Annotated in this window: 15 protein-coding genes; 13 read left to right on the top strand and 2 right to left on the bottom strand. The window is 68.1% G+C overall.

All coding sequences use genetic code 11. The features are described from left to right. Positions 1–30: 30 nt before the first annotated feature. Genes BGO82_RS06745 through mraY form a run of 3 tightly spaced genes read left to right on the top strand, consistent with a single transcriptional unit; the run spans position 31 to position 3983 of the window. A complete protein-coding gene (locus tag BGO82_RS06745) occupies positions 31–1470 on the top strand; it encodes a UDP-N-acetylmuramoyl-L-alanyl-D-glutamate--2,6-diaminopimelate ligase (protein WP_291304795.1) in 1440 nt (479 codons plus the stop codon). Continuing rightward, complete coding sequence (murF, locus tag BGO82_RS06750; RefSeq protein ID WP_291304796.1) at positions 1470–2876, top strand: UDP-N-acetylmuramoyl-tripeptide--D-alanyl-D-alanine ligase; 1407 nt, start codon at positions 1470–1472, stop codon at positions 2874–2876. Before BGO82_RS06745 ends, murF begins: the two co-directional genes overlap by 1 nt. A gap of 21 nt (positions 2877–2897) precedes the next feature. Then, positions 2898–3983, top strand: a complete 1086-nt coding sequence (mraY, locus tag BGO82_RS06755) for a phospho-N-acetylmuramoyl-pentapeptide-transferase (RefSeq protein WP_291304797.1) — start codon at positions 2898–2900, stop codon at positions 3981–3983. Here mraY and BGO82_RS06760 read toward each other — a convergent pair. Next, a complete protein-coding gene (locus BGO82_RS06760; protein ID WP_291304798.1) occupies positions 3980–4384 on the bottom strand; it encodes a type II toxin-antitoxin system VapC family toxin in 405 nt (134 codons plus the stop codon). The two genes, mraY and BGO82_RS06760, sit on opposite strands and share 4 nt — an antisense overlap. Then, a complete protein-coding gene (locus BGO82_RS06765) occupies positions 4381–4623 on the bottom strand; it encodes a hypothetical protein (protein WP_291304799.1) in 243 nt (80 codons plus the stop codon). Before BGO82_RS06765 ends, BGO82_RS06760 begins: the two co-directional genes overlap by 4 nt. 153 nt (positions 4624–4776) lie before the next feature. Between BGO82_RS06765 and BGO82_RS06770 the strand changes: the two genes are divergently transcribed. The 10 genes from BGO82_RS06770 to BGO82_RS06815 all read left to right on the top strand — a co-directional run bounded on the left by BGO82_RS06770 (position 4777) and on the right by BGO82_RS06815 (position 16707). Then, the gene (locus tag BGO82_RS06770) at positions 4777–5943 is read left to right on the top strand and encodes a putative peptidoglycan glycosyltransferase FtsW (RefSeq protein WP_291304800.1); all 1167 of its coding nucleotides are present in this window, start codon (positions 4777–4779) and stop codon (positions 5941–5943) included. Continuing rightward, on the top strand, positions 5940–7034 hold the full coding sequence (gene murG / locus BGO82_RS06775; protein ID WP_291304801.1) for an undecaprenyldiphospho-muramoylpentapeptide beta-N-acetylglucosaminyltransferase: 1095 nt from the start codon (positions 5940–5942) through the stop codon (positions 7032–7034). The genes BGO82_RS06770 and murG overlap by 4 nt, the downstream gene beginning before the upstream one ends. Then, positions 7031–8455: a UDP-N-acetylmuramate--L-alanine ligase gene (murC, locus tag BGO82_RS06780; protein ID WP_291304802.1), complete on the top strand. Its 1425-nt coding sequence runs from the start codon at positions 7031–7033 to the stop codon at positions 8453–8455. The genes murG and murC overlap by 4 nt, the downstream gene beginning before the upstream one ends. Beyond that, positions 8452–9456, top strand: a complete 1005-nt coding sequence (gene murB, locus BGO82_RS06785) for a UDP-N-acetylmuramate dehydrogenase (RefSeq protein WP_291304803.1) — start codon at positions 8452–8454, stop codon at positions 9454–9456. The genes murC and murB overlap by 4 nt, the downstream gene beginning before the upstream one ends. A gap of 193 nt (positions 9457–9649) precedes the next feature. Beyond that, positions 9650–10570 carry a D-alanine--D-alanine ligase gene (locus tag BGO82_RS06790; protein WP_291304804.1) on the top strand — a complete coding sequence of 307 codons (921 nt, stop codon included), beginning with the start codon at positions 9650–9652 and terminating at the stop codon, positions 10568–10570. Next, positions 10558–11529, top strand: a complete 972-nt coding sequence (locus tag BGO82_RS06795; protein WP_291304805.1) for a cell division protein FtsQ/DivIB — start codon at positions 10558–10560, stop codon at positions 11527–11529. Before BGO82_RS06790 ends, BGO82_RS06795 begins: the two co-directional genes overlap by 13 nt. Continuing rightward, the gene (gene ftsA, locus BGO82_RS06800; RefSeq protein WP_291304806.1) at positions 11526–12839 is read left to right on the top strand and encodes a cell division protein FtsA; all 1314 of its coding nucleotides are present in this window, start codon (positions 11526–11528) and stop codon (positions 12837–12839) included. Before BGO82_RS06795 ends, ftsA begins: the two co-directional genes overlap by 4 nt. Before the next feature lie 160 nt (positions 12840–12999). Then, the gene (gene ftsZ, locus BGO82_RS06805; protein ID WP_291304807.1) at positions 13000–14646 is read left to right on the top strand and encodes a cell division protein FtsZ; all 1647 of its coding nucleotides are present in this window, start codon (positions 13000–13002) and stop codon (positions 14644–14646) included. 102 nt (positions 14647–14748) lie between these two features. Next, a complete protein-coding gene (gene lpxC, locus BGO82_RS06810) occupies positions 14749–15723 on the top strand; it encodes a UDP-3-O-acyl-N-acetylglucosamine deacetylase (protein WP_291304808.1) in 975 nt (324 codons plus the stop codon). A gap of 84 nt (positions 15724–15807) precedes the next feature. Beyond that, complete coding sequence (locus BGO82_RS06815) at positions 15808–16707, top strand: outer membrane protein assembly factor BamD (RefSeq protein ID WP_291304809.1); 900 nt, start codon at positions 15808–15810, stop codon at positions 16705–16707. The last annotated feature ends 13 nt before the right edge of the window (positions 16708–16720 follow it).

The raw sequence follows: 16720 nt of genomic DNA on the forward strand, positions 1-16720 counted from the left end.
CCACCGGATATGACCGAGGAAGGGACCGCCGTGTCGTTTGCGCTCGCAGAGTTGCTGAAAGGCACCGGCGCCAGGCCGCCCCGGCTCAAGGTCGAAGGCGTCAACGCCGACAGCCGCGCCATCAGGCCGGGGGAGGCGTTCTTCGCCATTCCGGGGCTGCACACGCATGGCGACGCCTTCGCGGCGCAGGCGCGGGCCAATGGCGCCAGGGCCATGGTGACCGACCGCGCTCCGGCGGCCGATCCGGGCATGCCGGTGGTGGTGGTGCCCGACGTGCGTGCCGCCTATGCGCGCGCCGCGGCGCGGCAGTTCTCGCCGCAGCCCGAGATCATCGTCGGGGTCACCGGCACCAACGGCAAATCCTCGATCGTCTCCTTCGTGCGCCAGATCTGGACGGCCTGCGGCATGGACGCGGCGAGCATCGGCACCGTCGGCATCGAGACCAAGCAAGCGCTGATCCCCGGCGAACTCACCACGCCCGACGCGCTGGCCATCGCCCGCGACCTCGGCCAGCTCAAGGCGCAGGGCATCGACCATGTGGCGATGGAGGCGTCGAGCCAGGGGCTCGACCAGCGCCGCGTCGACGGCGTCACGTTCAGCGCCGTCGCCTTCACCAATCTCAGCCGCGACCATCTCGACTACCATGCCGACATGGCGGCCTATCGCGACGCCAAGGTGCGGCTGTTCACCGATCTGATCGCCGAGGGCGGCGCCGCCGTGGTCAATGTCGACGATCCGGAGCACGAGCCCTTCATGTTCGCGGCGCTGGCGCGCGGCGTGACGCTGCTCACCGTGGGGGTCGGCGGGGCCTGGTTCGAGATCCAGTCGATCGTCAATGACGGCTACGGCCAGAAGGTCACCGGCCGCATGGTCGGCGAACCGGTGAGCTTCCATCTGCCGCTCACCGGCGCGTTCCAGGTCAGCAATGCGCTCGTCGCGCTCGGCCTCGCCGTCGCCACCGGCGCGCCGCCGACAAAGGCCCTCAAGGCGCTGAGCAAGCTGAAGGGCGCCCGCGGCCGGCTCGAGCTGGTGGGCGAGCACAATGGCGCGGCGATCTTCATCGACTACGCGCACAAGCCGGTGGCGCTCGAAACGGCGCTCGCCTCGCTCAGGCCCTATGCCAGCCGCAAGCTGCACGTGGTGTTCGGCGCCGGCGGCGATCGCGACAAGGGCAAGCGGCCGATGATGGGCGAGATCGCGGCGCGCATGGCCGACCGGGTGATCGTCACCGACGACAATCCGCGCACCGAAGACGCCGCGACCATCCGCGCCGAGATCATGGCGGCGGCGCCCGGCAGCCGCGAGATCGCCGATCGCCGCACGGCCATCGAGACCGCCATAAAGGCGCTGAAGCCGGGCGACGTGCTGCTGATTGCCGGCAAGGGCCACGAGGACTATCAGATCGTCGGCGCCACCAAGCACCATTTCTCCGATCACGAGGTGGTGGCGGAGACGCTGAAAGGGCTCTGATGACACCGCTGTGGACTGTTGCCGAAGCGGTTGCCGCCACCGGCGGGCGGCCCGAGACGCTGTCCGACGGCCCCCTGGGGTCGGTCTCCATCGACAGCCGCGAGATCGAGCCCGACGCGCTGTTCGTCGCCATCAGGGGCGACGCGCGCGACGGCCACGATTTCGTCACGGCCGCCTTGGAGGCGGGCGCCGCGGCGGCGCTGGTGTCGGAGGACTGGTTCCGGGCGCATGGCGGCGAAAAGCTGATCGTCGTGCCCGATCCGCTGGAGGCGCTGCGCGCCCTCGGTCGGGCCGCGCGCGCCCGCAGCAAGGCGACGATCGTCGCCGTCACCGGCAGCGCCGGCAAGACCACCACCAAGGAAGCGATCCGCACCGTGCTCGCCGCCGCCGGGCCGACGCACTATTCGATCAAGAGCTTCAACAACCATTGGGGCGTGCCGCTGATGCTGGCCCGCCTGCCGCGCGAGGCCGCCTATGGCGTGTTCGAGATCGGCATGAACCATGCCGGCGAGATCACGCCGCTGGTGCAATTGGTGCGGCCGCACATCGCAGTGATCACCAATGTCGCCGCCGCGCACCTCGAATTCTTCAGGTCGGTCACCGAGATCGCCGAGGCCAAGGCCGAAATCTTCCTCGGGCTCGAGGCGGGCGGCACGGCGGTGCTCAATACCGACCACGACTATGTGCACGTGCTGTTCGCCAGGGCCCGCGAGGCGCGTGTCGAGAACATCGTCACCTATGGCTACGACGCCGAGGCGGACTACCGGATCGGCGCCTCCGAGACTGCCGCTTCGCGCACCTTCGCGCGGGTGACGCACGGCAAGGAGACGTACGACCTCAATCTGGGCGTGCGCGGCCGCCATATGATCGCCAACGCCACCGCGGCGCTCGCCGTCGCCCGCGTCGCCGGGCTCGAGCGCAACCTCGTGGTCGACGCCCTCGAGACCTTCACTGCCGCCGAGGGGCGGGGCGAAACGACCCGTCTCGGGCCCGAGGCCGACCCGCTGCTCCTCGTCGACGAAAGCTACAACGCCAACGTCGCCTCGATGACCGCCGCGATGGAGGTGTTCGCCACCGTCGCCCCGTCGCGCGGCAAGAAAGTGCTGGTGCTCGGCGACATGCTGGAGCTCGGCCCGCAGGGCCCAGACTTGCACCGATCGCTCAAGACAGCGGTGCTACAGACCGGTGCCGTAAGGATATTTCTGGTCGGCGCGGCGATGGAGGCTTTGCGCGATGCGCTCGGCGCCGAGCGGGTCGCCGGCCATGCGCGGCGCATCGAAGACCTGATGGAGCCGATCCTGCAAAGCCTTGCCTTGGGCGATGCAATCATGGTCAAAGGGTCCAAAGGCGTTCGCCTCGCCGCGCTGGTCGACAAGATCAAGCAGCGTTTTGGCGGTGCTGTTTGAGGGACGGAGTCCGGCGCGCGAATGCTCTACTACCTCGGCCAGTTGGGCGAGAATGTCACGGCGTTTAACGTCTTCCGCTACATCACTTTCCGCACTGCGGGCGCGGTGGTCACGGCGCTGTTCTTCGTCTTCCTGTTCGGCCCGCAGATCATTGCGGCGCTGCGCATCCGGCAGGGCGGCGGGCAGCCGATCCGCGAGGACGGGCCGCAGAGCCATCTGATCACCAAGAAGGGCACGCCCACCATGGGCGGGCTGATGATCCTCGCCGGCGCGGTGATCTCGACGCTGCTCTGGTCGAACCTTTCCAACGTCTATGTCTGGGCGGTGCTGTTCGTCACCGTCAGCTTCGGCGCGATCGGCTTCTATGACGACTACCTCAAGGTCAAGAAGATGTCGCACAAGGGCTTCTCGGGCGTACAGCGCCTGGTCATCGAAGCCATCGTGGCGCTGATCGCCGCCTACATCGTCGCCTCGGTGACCGACCCCAAGATCGCGACGCAGTTGATGTTCCCGTTCATCAAGGGACACGGGCTGCCGCTGTGGTACTTCTTCTACATCTTCGCCGGCTTCATCATCGTGGGCGCCGGCAATTCGGTGAACTTCACCGACGGGCTCGACGGCCTCGCCATCGTGCCGGTGATGATCGCCGCCGCGACCTTCGGGCTGATCGCCTACCTCGTGGGCTCCGCCACCTTCTCGGAATACCTGCTGCTCAACAACGTCCCGGGCACCGGCGAATTGGCGGTGGTGTGCGGGGCGCTGATCGGCGCCGGGCTCGGCTTTCTGTGGTTCAACGCGCCGCCGGCGCAGATCTTCATGGGCGACACCGGCTCGCTCGCCCTGGGCGGCGCGCTCGGCACCATCGCGGTCGCCACCAAGCACGAGATCGTGCTGGCCATCGTCGGCGGCCTGTTCGTGCTCGAAACCGTGTCGGTGATCGTGCAGGTGCTGTCGTTCAAGCTCACTGGCAAGCGCGTCTTCAAGATGGCCCCGATCCACCATCATTTCGAAATGCTGGGCTGGACCGAAAGCCAGGTGGTGATCCGCTTCTGGATCATCTCCTTCGTCCTCGCGCTCATCGGCCTCAGCGAGCTGAAGCTGCGCTAAGGCAGGACAGCGACCCCTTCGGCGCGCGCTGCGGCCGCCAGCTCCTCGTCCAGCGTCGCGAGCGGAAGTTTCCGTCGTCGCGCAAGTTCAAGATAAGCAGCATCGTAGACGGTCAGCTTTCGCTGCTCAGCCAGTTCGACGGCCGCCTGCACCACGTCGACGGAGTTGCTCTCAGTCTGAACGGGCAGCGACATGATCGCCGCGAGAGAGGCGGCCAGACCGGCGTCGTCGAGACGCTCGCGCCGCCTGCCCATGACGAGCACGTTCGCCGCCTCCATCAACCATTGATGCGGGGCCGTCGCTCCTTCTGCAAGGACGCGCTCCAGCACGGCCCGGCGGGCAGGGAGGGCCTCGTCAGCGAAGAACCAGGATAGCGTGATCGACGCATCGATCACGATCACTTGCGCCCCTCGTTGATGAGGTCGTTGATGCTGAGCCCGCCAAGCGTCTGCCTTGCCGCGATCTTGGCGATGCGATCCATCGCCGCCTGCACGTGCGCGCTGTCGGTGGGTTTGGCGGCCGGGATGACCTTGGCTACGATCTTGCCATCCAGAGTGAGCTCAAACTGCTCTCCGGGCATCGCCGCTGCCAGCAGGCGCTTCAGCCGCTCGTCTTCATCGATCGAGATGACCTTGTTCATGGCTGCGTCTCCTTGCCGGAAAATAAGCCACCGCCGACTGTCCGGCAACCCGACTCGCAGAACGCAAGCCCCGCTCACACCTTGCTAACCATCGGCGGGCTACACTTGCGCCGAGTAGCGTAAGGGACCGCCGGGCAGGGCGGGACGAGTGACATGTTCGCACGGGATCGCAAGACACCCATCGCCGAGTGGTGGTGGACGGTCGACAAGCAATTGCTGTCGGCGCTGATCCTGCTGATGGCGGTGGGCATGGTGCTGAGCTTCGCCGCGAGCCCGCCGGTGGCCGAGCGCCTCGGCCTCAGCCCGTGGCACTTCATCATCCGCCACGCGGTCTTCGACCTGCTGGCGCTGCCGGTGCTGATCGGCACCTCGTTCCTCAGCCACCGGCAGGCGCGCATCGCGGCGCTGGGCGTGCTGTGCGTCAGCATCGTGCTGCTGTGGCTGACGCTCAAGCTGGGCGTCGAGGTCAAGGGCGCCCGCCGCTGGGTGTCGTTCGCCGGCAACACCATCCAGCCGTCGGAGTTCGTCAAGCCGGCCTATGCGGTGCTCGCCGCCTGGCTGTTCTCGGAAAGCATGCACCAGCGCGGCGTCTTCCCGCGCACCATCGCGACGCTGCTCATGATGGCGATCGTCGGCGGCCTGCTGCTGCAGCCCGATATCGGACAGACCGCGCTGATGCTCTCCACCTGGGCGGCGCTGCTGTTCCTGTCGGGCATTTCGTGGTTCCTGATCATCGGCCTCGCCGGCGGCGCCGTCGGCCTGCTGTTCGGCGCCTATTACGTGTTCCCGCACTTTTCGAAGCGCGTCGACGCCTTCCTCAATCCCGATGGCGGCGGCAACACCTACCAGGTCGACAAGGCGCTCAACTCGCTGCTCGAAGGCGGCTGGTTCGGGCGCGGGCCTGGGGAGTCGCTGGCCAAGAAAGTCATCCCCGACGCCCATGCCGACTACGTGTTCTCGGCGGCGGCGGGCGAGTTCGGCATCCTGTTCTGCCTCTGCCTCGTGGCGCTGATCGTGTTCATCGTGCTGCGCGCCATGACCGGGGCGCAGCAGCAGCAATCGCTCTATGCGCGGCTGGCGGTATCGACGCTGGCGATCCAGTTCGGCCTGCAATGCGCCATCAACCTGGCGGTGAACCTCAACCTCATTCCGCCCAAGGGCATGACGCTGCCGTTCGTCTCCTATGGCGGCACCTCGATGATCGCCATCGCCTTCGGCATGGGGCTGATGCTGGCGCTGACCCGCAAGAAGCCCGAGGAACGCATGGCGACCGGGCTGCCGGCGTACCGGCCGAGCACCACGGTCGTTCCCGCCGAATGAGCACCATCGTGCTGATGGCGGGCGGCACGGGAGGACATCTCTTCCCGGCGATGGCGCTGGCGCAGGAATTGCGCCGGCGCGGCCACACCATCCACCTGATGACCGACCACCGCGTCGGCGCCTATGGCGACTTCCCCGCCAGCAAGATCCACGTCGTGCCGTCGGCGACGCCGTCGGTGCGCAACCCGCTGCGCATGGTCGCCGCCTCGTTCAAGATCCTCTACGGCATCGCCGTCGCCTGGCTGAAGCTGCGGCGCATCCGGCCCGCCGTCGTCGTCGGCTTCGGCGGCTATCCGGTGTTCCCGCCCTTCCTCGCGGCGCGCCTCCTCGGCATTCCGGGCGTACTGCACGAGCAGAACGCGGTGATGGGGCGCGCCAACCGCGCGCTCGGCCGCTACGCCTCGCGCATCGCGCTGAGCTTTGCCCGCACGCACTACGCCGAGCCGTTCGCCGGCAAATCGGTGCTCACCGGCAATCCGGTGCGCGACAGCGTGCGGGCCGAGGCGCTGGTGGATTATCCGCCGCTGACAGCCGACGGGACGCTGCAGCTCGTGGTGTTCGGCGGCAGCCAGGGGGCGCGCGCCTTCGCCGACCTCGTGCCGCCGGCCATCGCCGAGCTGCCCGAGGCGCTGCGCCACCGCCTGCGGATCGTGCAGCAGTGCCGGCCGGAAGACCTGGTGCGCGTCACCGAGGCGTACCGGCAGGCCAAGGTCAATGTCGAGCTGCAGCCGTTCTTCTCCGACCTGCCGGTACGCATGGCAGCGGCGCATCTGGTGATCGCCCGCGCCGGCGCCTCGACCGTGGCCGAGCTCACGGTGCTGGGGCGGCCGGCGATCCTGGTGCCGCTGCCGGGCTCGATCGACGGCGACCAGAAGAACAACGCGCTCGTGGTCGATGCGGCCGGTGGCGGCTGGATCGTCGAGCAGGCCACCATTTCGCCACCTTCGCTCGCCAATCGCTTGGCCTCACTTTTCGGTGAGCCGGCGACGCTCACGGCCGCGGCGGCAGCGGCCAGGGCGCTCGGGCAACCCAGGGCAGTCGAACAGCTTGCGGACCTCGTGGACGGCGCAGGCGGGGGAAAAACAGCATGAAGATGCCGCGCAATATCGGCCCGGTGCATTTCGTCGGCATCGGTGGAATCGGCATGAGTGGGATCGCCGAGATCCTGCACAACCAGGGCTACAAGGTGCACGGCTCCGACAGCGCCGAGAGCGCCAACGTGCAGCGCCTGCGCACCATGGGCATCGACGTCAAGGTCGGGCAATCCGGCGACAACCTCGGCGATGCCGCCGTGGTGGTGATCTCCTCGGCCATCAAGAAGGGCAATCCCGAGCTCGCCGCGGCGCGCTCGCGCGGCCTGCCGGTGGTGCGCCGCGCCGAGATGCTGGCCGAGATCATGCGCTTCAAGAACGCCGTCGCAATCGCCGGCACGCATGGCAAGACCACCACCACGACGCTGGTCGCGACGCTGCTCGACGCCGCCAATTTCGATCCGACGGTGATCAATGGCGGCATCATCAATGCCTACGGCACCAATGCCCGGCTCGGCGACGGCGAGTGGATGGTGGTCGAGGCCGACGAGAGCGACGGCACCTTCGTCAAGCTGCCGGCCGACGTGGCGGTGGTCACCAACATCGATCCCGAGCATCTCGACCATTACGGCGACTTCGAGAGCGTCAAGCAGGGCTTCCTCAACTTCGTCGAGAACGTGCCGTTCTACGGCTTTGCGGTGATGTGCACCGACCATCCGGTGGTGCAGGAGATGGTCGGGCTGGTGCGCGACCGCCGCGTCATCACCTATGGCCGCAACCCGCAGGCCGACGTGCGGCTGGTCGACCTCGACATCCATGACGGGCAGAGTCATTTCGCGGTGGAGATCCGCGACCGCATCCGCCAGACCTATCTTCGCATCGAAGGGCTGACGCTGCCGATGCCGGGCGAGCACAACGCTCTCAACGCCACCGCCGCCATCGCCGTGGCCGACCAGCTCAAGGTGCCGGCCGAGGCGATCCGCAAGGGGCTGCTCGGCTTTTCCGGCGTGAAACGCCGCTTCACCCGCACCGGTATCGTCGGCGGCGTCACCGTGATCGACGATTACGGCCACCATCCGGTCGAGATCGCGGCGGTGCTGCGCGCCGCCCGCCAGTCGACGCGGCGCGACGTCATCGCCGTGGTGCAGCCGCACCGCTACTCGCGCGTGCGCGACCTCTACAACGAGTTCGCGACGGCCTTCAACGACGCCGACACCGTGGTGGTGGCGCCGATCTACGCCGCCGGCGAAGCGCCGATCGACGGGGTGACGCATGAGGAGCTGGTGACGCGCATCAAGGCGCGCGGCCATCGCGACGCCCGCGTCGTCGACCGCCCCGAGGCGATCGCGCCGCTGCTCGCGAGCCGCGTCGCCGAGGGCGACTACGTGGTCATGCTGGGCGCCGGCAACATCACGCAATGGGCGGCGGCGCTGCCGGCCGAGCTCGGCAAGCTGCTGGGCAAGGAGCCCGAGCTGCCATGAGCGACGCGCCGCCCCCCGGAACGCCGCTCTGGCCCGACCTTCTGCCGACGCTCGGCGCGTGGACCGCCGATGTGCGCGGTCAGCTCGTTCCCAACCAGATCCTCGCCGAGATGACGACGCTACGCGTCGGCGGTCCGGCGCAATTGTTCTTCCGGCCGGCCGACGAGGCCGACCTCAGCTTCTTCCTCAGGCATTTGCCCGAGAGCATCCGCGTCACCGTGATCGGGCTCGGCTCGAACCTTTTGATCCGCGACGGCGGCCTCGACGGCGTGGTGATCCGGCTGCCGGCCAAGGGGTTCGGCGGCATCGACATTCTCGACGGCCACCGGGTGCGCGCCGGCGCCGCGGTGCCCGACGTCAAGGTGGCGACCGCGGCGGCGGAAGCCGGCATCGATGGACTCTGGTTCTACCGCGGCATTCCCGGCGGCATCGGCGGCGCGCTCTACATGAACGCCGGCTGCTACAAGACCGAGACCATGCAGCGCATGGTCGAGCTGCGCGCGGTGCTGCGCAACGGCGATATCGTCACCCTCGGCAACGCCGACATGGGCTACCGCTACCGCAAGTCGAACGGGCCGCGCGGCGCGGTGTTCGTCTCGGCGCTGTACCAGGGGTTTGCCGGCGATCCGCAGACCATCCTCACCGAGATGCGCACCGTCACCGAGCGCCGCGAAAGCTCGCAGCCGACGCGCGCCAGGACCGCCGGCTCGACCTTCAAGAACCCCGAGGGCCAGTCGAGCTGGAAGTTGATCGACGAGGCGGGCGGCCGCGGCTTCACCTTCGGCCGCGCGCAGATGAGCGAGATGCACTCGAACTTCCTCATCAACACCGGCGAGGCCGACGCCTACGAGGTCGAGACCGTGGGCGAGACCATCCGCCAGAAGGTGCGCGACACGCACGGCATCGAGCTCAGCTGGGAAGTCCGCCGCATGGGCTATTTCGTGCCGGGCCGCGAGGTGCGCGAATTCCTCGACGGCGCGCCGTTCACGGGAGCGGTGTGATGGCGCTGACCTTGGTGCTCGTGGCCCCCACCCCCGCCCCCGCCCCGCAAGGGGGAGGGGAGCCCGACTGCATCATCGGCGCCTGCGGTTCCATCGCCCCCCTCCCCCTTGCGGGGAGGGGCTGGGGGTGGGGGCCACGCGCGCCAGACCTTCGGTCCTTTGAACCGACCGTGCAATGGGAGCACCCGCACCGATGACCAAGCACGTCGCCGTCCTCATGGGCGGCCTCTCCAACGAGCGGCCGGTGTCGCTGAGCTCGGGGCGGGAATGCGCCCGGGCGCTGCGCAATGCCGGGTTCACGGTGACCGAGCTGGATGTCGGCTACGACATCGCCGAGCGGTTGCGCGAGATCAGGCCCGAGGTGGTGTTCAACGCGCTGCACGGCCGCTATGGCGAGGACGGCACGGTGCAGGGCGTGCTCGAATTTTTGCGCATCCCCTACACGCATTCGGGCGTGCTGGCCTCGGCGCTGGCCATGGACAAGCACCGCGCCAAGATGTTCTTCAAATCGGCCGGCATCCCCGTCACCGACCACCTGATCGTTTCCCGCGCCGAGGTGGCGCGCGAGCACGTGATGGCGCCGCCCTATGTGGTCAAGCCCATCGCCGACGGCTCCAGCGTCGGCGTGTTCGTGGTCAAGGCCGAGCAGAGCCATCCGCCGCAGGAGATCCTGCGCGAGGACTGGAACGCCGGCGAAGAGGTCATGGTCGAGCGCTACATCCCCGGCCGCGACCTCACCTGCGCGGTGATGGGCGACGTGGCGCTGGGCGTCACCGAGATCCTGACCGACCTCAGCTTCTACAATTTCGAGGCGAAATACGCCAAAGGCGGCTCCAGCCACCTGCTGCCGGCGCCGATTCAACCGAAAATTTACGACAAAGTGCAGAAGATGGCGCTCAAGGCGCATGCTGCGCTTGGGTGCCGGGGCGTGTCGCGGACGGATTTCCGCTTCAACGACAAGGCGGGCGAGGACGGCGAGCTGGTCTGCCTCGAGCTCAACACCCAACCGGGTATGACCGAGACTTCCCTGGCCCCCGAACAGGCCCGCCATGCCGGGCATTCGTTCGAGGATCTGGTCACCTGGATGGTGGAGGACGCGAGTTGCAACAGGTAGGCGCAAAGGGGTTCGCCGCTGCCCAGGCGGTCGACCCGCGCCAGCTTCCGGTGCCTGTGCCGTTCGCGGCGCTGCCGCGGCGGGCGCGGCTCGGCTTCGGCCGCGCCTGGATCCTGCACAAGAAGCTGATCGTGCGCGGCGTGGCCGGCGCCATCGTCCTCGTCGCCGCCGCCGGCCTCATGGCCGAGCAGGACAAGGTTGCCGCCGGCGTCACCGCGCTCTACAGCCTGGCGCAGGGGCAGTTCGCCAGGGCCGGCTTCGGCATCAATTCGATCAACATCAGCGGCCAGACGCTGACCAGCGAAGCCACCATCCTCAAGGCGCTCGACATCGGCTCGGCCACCTCGACGCTGAATTTCGACGCCGACGCCGCGCTCAAGCGCATCGACGCCATCCCCTCGGTGCAGTCCGCCAATATCCGCAAGGTGTATCCGAGCGGGCTCGCCGTCAGCATCGTCGAAAAGCAGCCCATGGCGCGCTGGCGCATCGGCGACAAGACCTGGCTGGTGGACGAGAGCGGCAGCCCGATCGTCGCCGACGACGGCAGCTTCCGCTCGCTGCCGCTGGTGGTGGGGGAGGGCGCCGCGGCCGACGCCATGGTGATGATCCGCTCGCTCGACCGCTACCCGCAGATCACCGAGGACCTGGCGGCGCTGAGCCGCATCGGCGAGCGGCGCTGGGATCTGATCTTCTATTCCGGCCTGCGCGTGCAATTGCCCGAGAACGGCGTGGCGCAGGCGCTGGCGCAGCTCGACAGCTACGAGACCGACCACCAATTGCTGGAGCGCGACGTCGATGTCATCGACATGCGCGTGCCCGGAATGCTGTCGCTGAAGCTCGGCGACCTCGCCACCAAGGCGTGGGCCGACTTCAAGAAGAAGAACAAGCATGTGAGCAAGGGCGGCGACGCCGAATACGAGACCGCGGCCGAGCGCGCGGCGGAGAAAAAACCGCAATGATCACCGACATGATGACCGCGCGGCTGAAGCCGCTGCAGCCGGGCCGCAGCTCCCTGATCTCGGTGCTCGACATCGGATCGACCAAGATCTGCTGCGTCATCGCCCGGTTGACGCCGCGGCCCGAGGGCAAGGCGCTGAAGGGCCGCACGCACGTCGCCGAAGTCATCGGCTTCGGCTACGGCGCCTCGAGCGGCATCAAGAGCGGCGTCATCACCGACCTCGACCAGGCCGAGCAGGCGATCCGCACCGTGGTCGGCATGGCCGAGCGCGCCGCCGGCCTCACCGTGCAGTCGGTGGTGGTCAACGTCACCGCCGGCCGGCTCGGCTCGGAGACGTTCTCGGCCACGGTCAACCTCGGGGCGCAGGAGGTCGAGAAGGCCGACATCCAGCGCGTGCTGCGCGCCGTCAACGAGCGCTCGGTGCGGCCGGAGCGCTCGATCGTCCACGCGCTGCCCATCGGCTACGCCATCGACGGGCAGAAGGGCGTCAAGGACCCGCGCGGCCTCGTCGGCGAAAAGCTGTCGATCGACGTGGCGGTGATCAGCGCCGAAACCCTCGCCATGCGCAACATCGAGCTGGTGCTCAACCGCTGCCATCTGCAGATCGAGGCGCTGATGGCGACGCCCTATGCCTCGGGCATGTCGACGCTGGTCGACGACGAGGGGCAGCTCGGAGTCGCCGTGGTCGATTTCGGCGGCGCCACCACCACCGTCGCGGTGTTCGCCGACGGCCACCCGATCTATTGCGACGCGCTCGCCATCGGCGGCCATCACCTGACGCTCGACATCGCGCGCCAGCTCTCGGTGTCGATCGCCGACGCCGAGCGGCTGAAGACCGTCTATGGCAGCGTGCTGCCGGGCCAGGCCGACGAGCGCGAGATGATCTCGATCGTGCCGGTCGGGGCCGGGGCCGACGAGGCGCCGGGGCTGATTCCGCGCTCGCACCTCACCCGCATCCTGAGGCCGCGCGTCGAGGAGGTGCTGACCGCCATCCGCGACCGCATGCAGGCCACCGGCATGATGGACCTCAGCGGCCGCCGCTTCGTGCTCACCGGCGGCGGCAGCGAGCTCACCGGCCTGCCGGAAGTGGCGCGCCGGCTGCTCGGCCGCAACGTGCGCAACGGCCGGCCGATGGGCATCGCCGGGCTGCCCGAAATGGCGCGCGGCGCGGCCTTCGCCACGGTCTCGGGCATGCTGATCTATCCGCAGGTCTGCGCCCAGGAATTCGGCGAGCCGCGGCAGGCCGCCCGACTCACCGGCACCGACGGCTATCTGGCGCGAGTCGGTAACTGGCTGCGCACCAGCTTCTGAGCAAGGTTCCGGCCGGCTCGCGTGGTTAACGCTCCGTAAAATTGCCGAGGCCGGGGCGTCGCATTCTGCATCTTCGTTAACGGATCGGTGCCAATTGTTAGGGTCCGGTTAACGAATTGGCGACTAACAATGGGCCTATACCAGTGCCATGGGGCCCTTCATGACGATCAACCTCGCTATCCCCGACATCCAGGAATTGAAGCCCCGCATCACCGTTTTCGGTGTCGGCGGTGCTGGCGGAAACGCCGTTAACAACATGATTTCGCAGGGGTTGGACGGCGTCGATTTCGTCTGCGCCAACACCGATGCGCAAGCCCTCGCGCTCAGCAAATCGCAGCGCATCATCCAGCTCGGCGTCTCGGTCACCGAGGGACTCGGGGCCGGCTCTCATCCCGAGGTCGGGCGCGCCGCGGCCGAAGAGAGCTGGGACGAGCTCAACGACCACCTCAGCGGCTCGCATATGGTGTTCATCACCGCCGGCATGGGCGGGGGCACCGGCACCGGCGCGGCCCCCGTCATCGCCCGCGCGGCGCGCGAGCAGGGCATCCTGACCGTCGGCGTCGTCACCAAGCCGTTCACCTTCGAGGGCAACCGCCGGGCCCGCCTCGCCGAGGACGGCATCGACGAGCTGCACCGCCACGTCGATACGCTGATCGTCATCCCGAACCAGAACCTGTTCCGGGTCGCCAACGAGAAGACCACCTTCGCCGACGCCTTCAAGATGGCCGACCAGGTGCTGTTCTCCGGCGTCTCGTGCATCACCGACCTGATGGTCAAGGAAGGCCTCATCAACCTCGACTTCGCCGACGTGCGCGCCGTGATGCGCGGCATGGGCAAGGCGATGATGGGCACCGGCGAGGCCGAGGGCGAGGATCGCGCCCGGCACGCGGCCGAGGCGGCGATCGCCAATCCGCTGCTCGACGACGTGTCGATGCACGGCGCCCGCGGCCTGCTGATCTCGATCACCGGCGGCCCCGACCTCACCCTGTACGAAGTCGACGAGGCCGCGAGCCGCATCCGCGAGGAGGTCGACGCCGACGCCAACATCATCCTGGGCGCCACCTACGATGCCGACATGACCGGCTCGATCCGCGTCTCGGTGGTGGCCACCGGCACCGATGCCACCATGGTGCAGGCGCTGGAGCCGATGAAGGCGTCGACCACGCGGGCGCCGCTGCAGGCCACGGCCGTGCGCCGCGCCATGGAGCAGGCGCCGCAGCCGGCGCCGGCCGCCGAGGAACCGGTGCACGCGCAGCAGTTCGAAGCCGACGTCCGCCAGGCGGTGGCCGAGGCCATCACCTACGAGCCGACTCAGCAGTATGGCGACACCGACGACGGCATCACCGTCGAGCCCTACATCCCCGCCGCCACGCTCGATGCGATCGAGGAGCCGGTGCGGGCGGTTGAGCAGCCGATGCCGAGCGTCTACGTGCCCTCGCATGCCGAGCGCCCGGAAGGGCAGCGCCGCATGCCCCGTACCGAGGAACTTCCGGCTGTTGCCCGGAAGACACTGGTGGCGGAAGAACGACATGACCAGGAGCCCCGCAATGCCCGGGCCCTGTTCAAGCGCCTGGCCTCCAATGTGGGCCTCGGACTGCGCCCGCAGCAGCATCCCGGGCTGGCCGAACCGCAGTTTCCGGCGGCCGGCGATGTCGACGCGCGGGCCGCGATAGAGGCCGGTGCAGGCCGGAATTCCGGGGCTTCGGCGGCCTCGCACGGCGCCGCCGGGCAGCTCGATCCGCACGGAAGGGCGCTGCCGCAGAAGGAGCATATCGAGATCCCGTCCTTCCTCAGGAAGCACGGCTAGGCTTCCCTCCGTCGGGGATTTCCACACCAACCGGCGCGCTTTCGCGCCGGTTTCTTTTTGGTTAAGACTTGCGTCGGGTCTTTGGGTCGGAGAACTACCTTCATGCAGAACCTGTCGGCGCGCCAGCGCACCCTTGGCGGTGCGCTCGAGTACAGCGGCATCGGCGTGCATTCTGCACAGCCCGTCACCCTCAAGATCGAGCCGGCGCCGGCCGACAGCGGCTACAAGATCCAGCGCAGATTCGAGGACGGCTCCATCGTCGGGCCGGTGGCGGTGCATTTCGCCCGCGTCATGCGCACGACGCTGTGCACCACGATCGACCTCGGCGAGAGTGTCGCCGTCGCCACGGTGGAGCACGTGATCTCGGCGCTTTCGGGCCTCGGCGTCGACAATGCGCTGCTCACCATCACCGGCCCGGAATTCCCGGTGCTCGACGGCTCGGCGGCGCCGTTCGCCGAAGGCATCCTCAAGGTCGGGCTCGAAATCCAGGCCAAGTCGCGCCGCTACATCCGCGTGCTGCGCCAGGTGCTGGTGCGCAACAACGAGGCGTCGGCGGCGCTGGAGCCGTACAATGGCCGGCAGTTCGACGTCGAGATCGACTTCGACAGCCGGGTCATCGGCCGGCAGCGCATGATCTTCGACTGGACGCCGCGCAAATACCTGTCCGACGTGTCGCGGGCCCGCACCTTCGGTTTCGAGCGCGACGCCAAGGTGCTGCGCCAGGCCGGCTATGCGCTCGGCTCGTCGCTCGAGAACTCGGTCGCCATCGGCGAGGGCCGCGGTCCGCACGAGGAGCGCGTGCTCAATCCGGGCGGCCTGCGCTTCGAGGACGAATTCGTGCGCCACAAGCTGCTCGACGCGATCGGCGACCTGGCGCTGTGCGGCCTGCCGATCTACGGCCGGTTCCGCTCCTACAAGGGCGGCCATGCGCTCAACGCGCTGGTGCTGCACGGGCTGTTTGCCAGCGAGGCGAACTACGAGGTCGTGTATGCGGAAGACCTGCCGCTCGGCTACGACGCGCTGAACGACATGCCCGAAGGGCTGGAAGTCCGGCCGTATCTGCGCACGGTCGGTTAACCGCGTCACAGTTTTGATGGATTTGCTGTCTAGGCCGCTCGACGGTGCTAAACACATGCTGCAAACGATAGGGCGGGGCATTTCGTGACAGAGAGTGGTTTTGCGGCGCTGGCGACCCGGCTGGCGCGCGTTGTGGCGATCGGCACCTTCGCGGCGATGCTGGCGGCCTGCAGCATGTTCGGCCAGACCAAGCTGAAGGACGAGGCGATCGTTCCGCCCGATACGCTGTATCAGAGCGCGCTCAGCGACATGGATGCGCAGCGCTACAATTCGGCGATCGAGAACCTCAAGAAGCTCGAGCGGCAGCACCCCTATTCGGAGTACAACGAGAAGGCCAAGCTGATGGAGGTCTACGCCAATTACCGCATCGGCAAGTTCGACGACGCGATCCTGGCCGCCGACCGCTACATGGCGCTGTTCCCCTCGTCGGAGCAGACGGCCTATGTGCTGTTCCTCAAGGGCACGGCGTATTTCGCGCAGATCACCGACATCACCCGCGACCAGTCGATCGCGCAGAACGCCATCGACACCTACACGCTGCTGATCGCCAACTATCCCAAGAGCGACTACGCCAAGGATGCGCGCGACAAGATGGTGATCGCCGTCGACCAGCTCGCCGGCAAGGAGATGTCGGTCGGCCGCTATTACGAGGGCAACGGCCAGTACGCGGCCGCCATCAACCGCTTCCGCGCCGTGGTCGACAACTACCAGACCTCGACGCACATCGAGGAGGCGCTGTTCCGCCTGACCGAATCGAATCTGGCGCTGGGGCTGACGGCCGAGGCGCAGACCGCCGCGGCGGTGCTCGGGCACAACTACCCCTCGAGCGACTGGTACCAGCGCGCCTATACCCTGCTGCAGCAGCAGGGGCTCGAGCCCAAGGTCAACACCCAGAGCACGCTGGCGACGGCGGTGACCACCAAGGCGATGCCGCCGAGCAAGACGCCGCCGAGCAACAAGCCGGTGCCGCCGCCCAAGCTGTGAGGCGCCCGAGCCT

The sequence above is a fragment of the Devosia sp. 67-54 genome, assembly GCF_001899075.1.
GTDB lineage: Bacteria > Pseudomonadota > Alphaproteobacteria > Rhizobiales > Devosiaceae > Devosia_A.

Coding starts and splice junctions, on each gene's coding strand:
- murF (WP_291304796.1), top strand. CDS start 1,470: ATGACACCGCTGTGGACTGTTGCCGAAGCGGTTGCCGCCACCGGCGGG.
- mraY (WP_291304797.1), top strand. CDS start 2,898: ATGCTCTACTACCTCGGCCAGTTGGGCGAGAATGTCACGGCGTTTAAC.
- BGO82_RS06765 (WP_291304799.1), bottom strand. CDS start 4,623: ATGAACAAGGTCATCTCGATCGATGAAGACGAGCGGCTGAAGCGCCTG.
- BGO82_RS06770 (WP_291304800.1), top strand. CDS start 4,777: ATGTTCGCACGGGATCGCAAGACACCCATCGCCGAGTGGTGGTGGACG.
- murG (WP_291304801.1), top strand. CDS start 5,940: ATGAGCACCATCGTGCTGATGGCGGGCGGCACGGGAGGACATCTCTTC.
- murC (WP_291304802.1), top strand. CDS start 7,031: ATGAAGATGCCGCGCAATATCGGCCCGGTGCATTTCGTCGGCATCGGT.
- murB (WP_291304803.1), top strand. CDS start 8,452: ATGAGCGACGCGCCGCCCCCCGGAACGCCGCTCTGGCCCGACCTTCTG.
- BGO82_RS06790 (WP_291304804.1), top strand. CDS start 9,650: ATGACCAAGCACGTCGCCGTCCTCATGGGCGGCCTCTCCAACGAGCGG.
- ftsA (WP_291304806.1), top strand. CDS start 11,526: ATGATCACCGACATGATGACCGCGCGGCTGAAGCCGCTGCAGCCGGGC.
- ftsZ (WP_291304807.1), top strand. CDS start 13,000: ATGACGATCAACCTCGCTATCCCCGACATCCAGGAATTGAAGCCCCGC.
- lpxC (WP_291304808.1), top strand. CDS start 14,749: ATGCAGAACCTGTCGGCGCGCCAGCGCACCCTTGGCGGTGCGCTCGAG.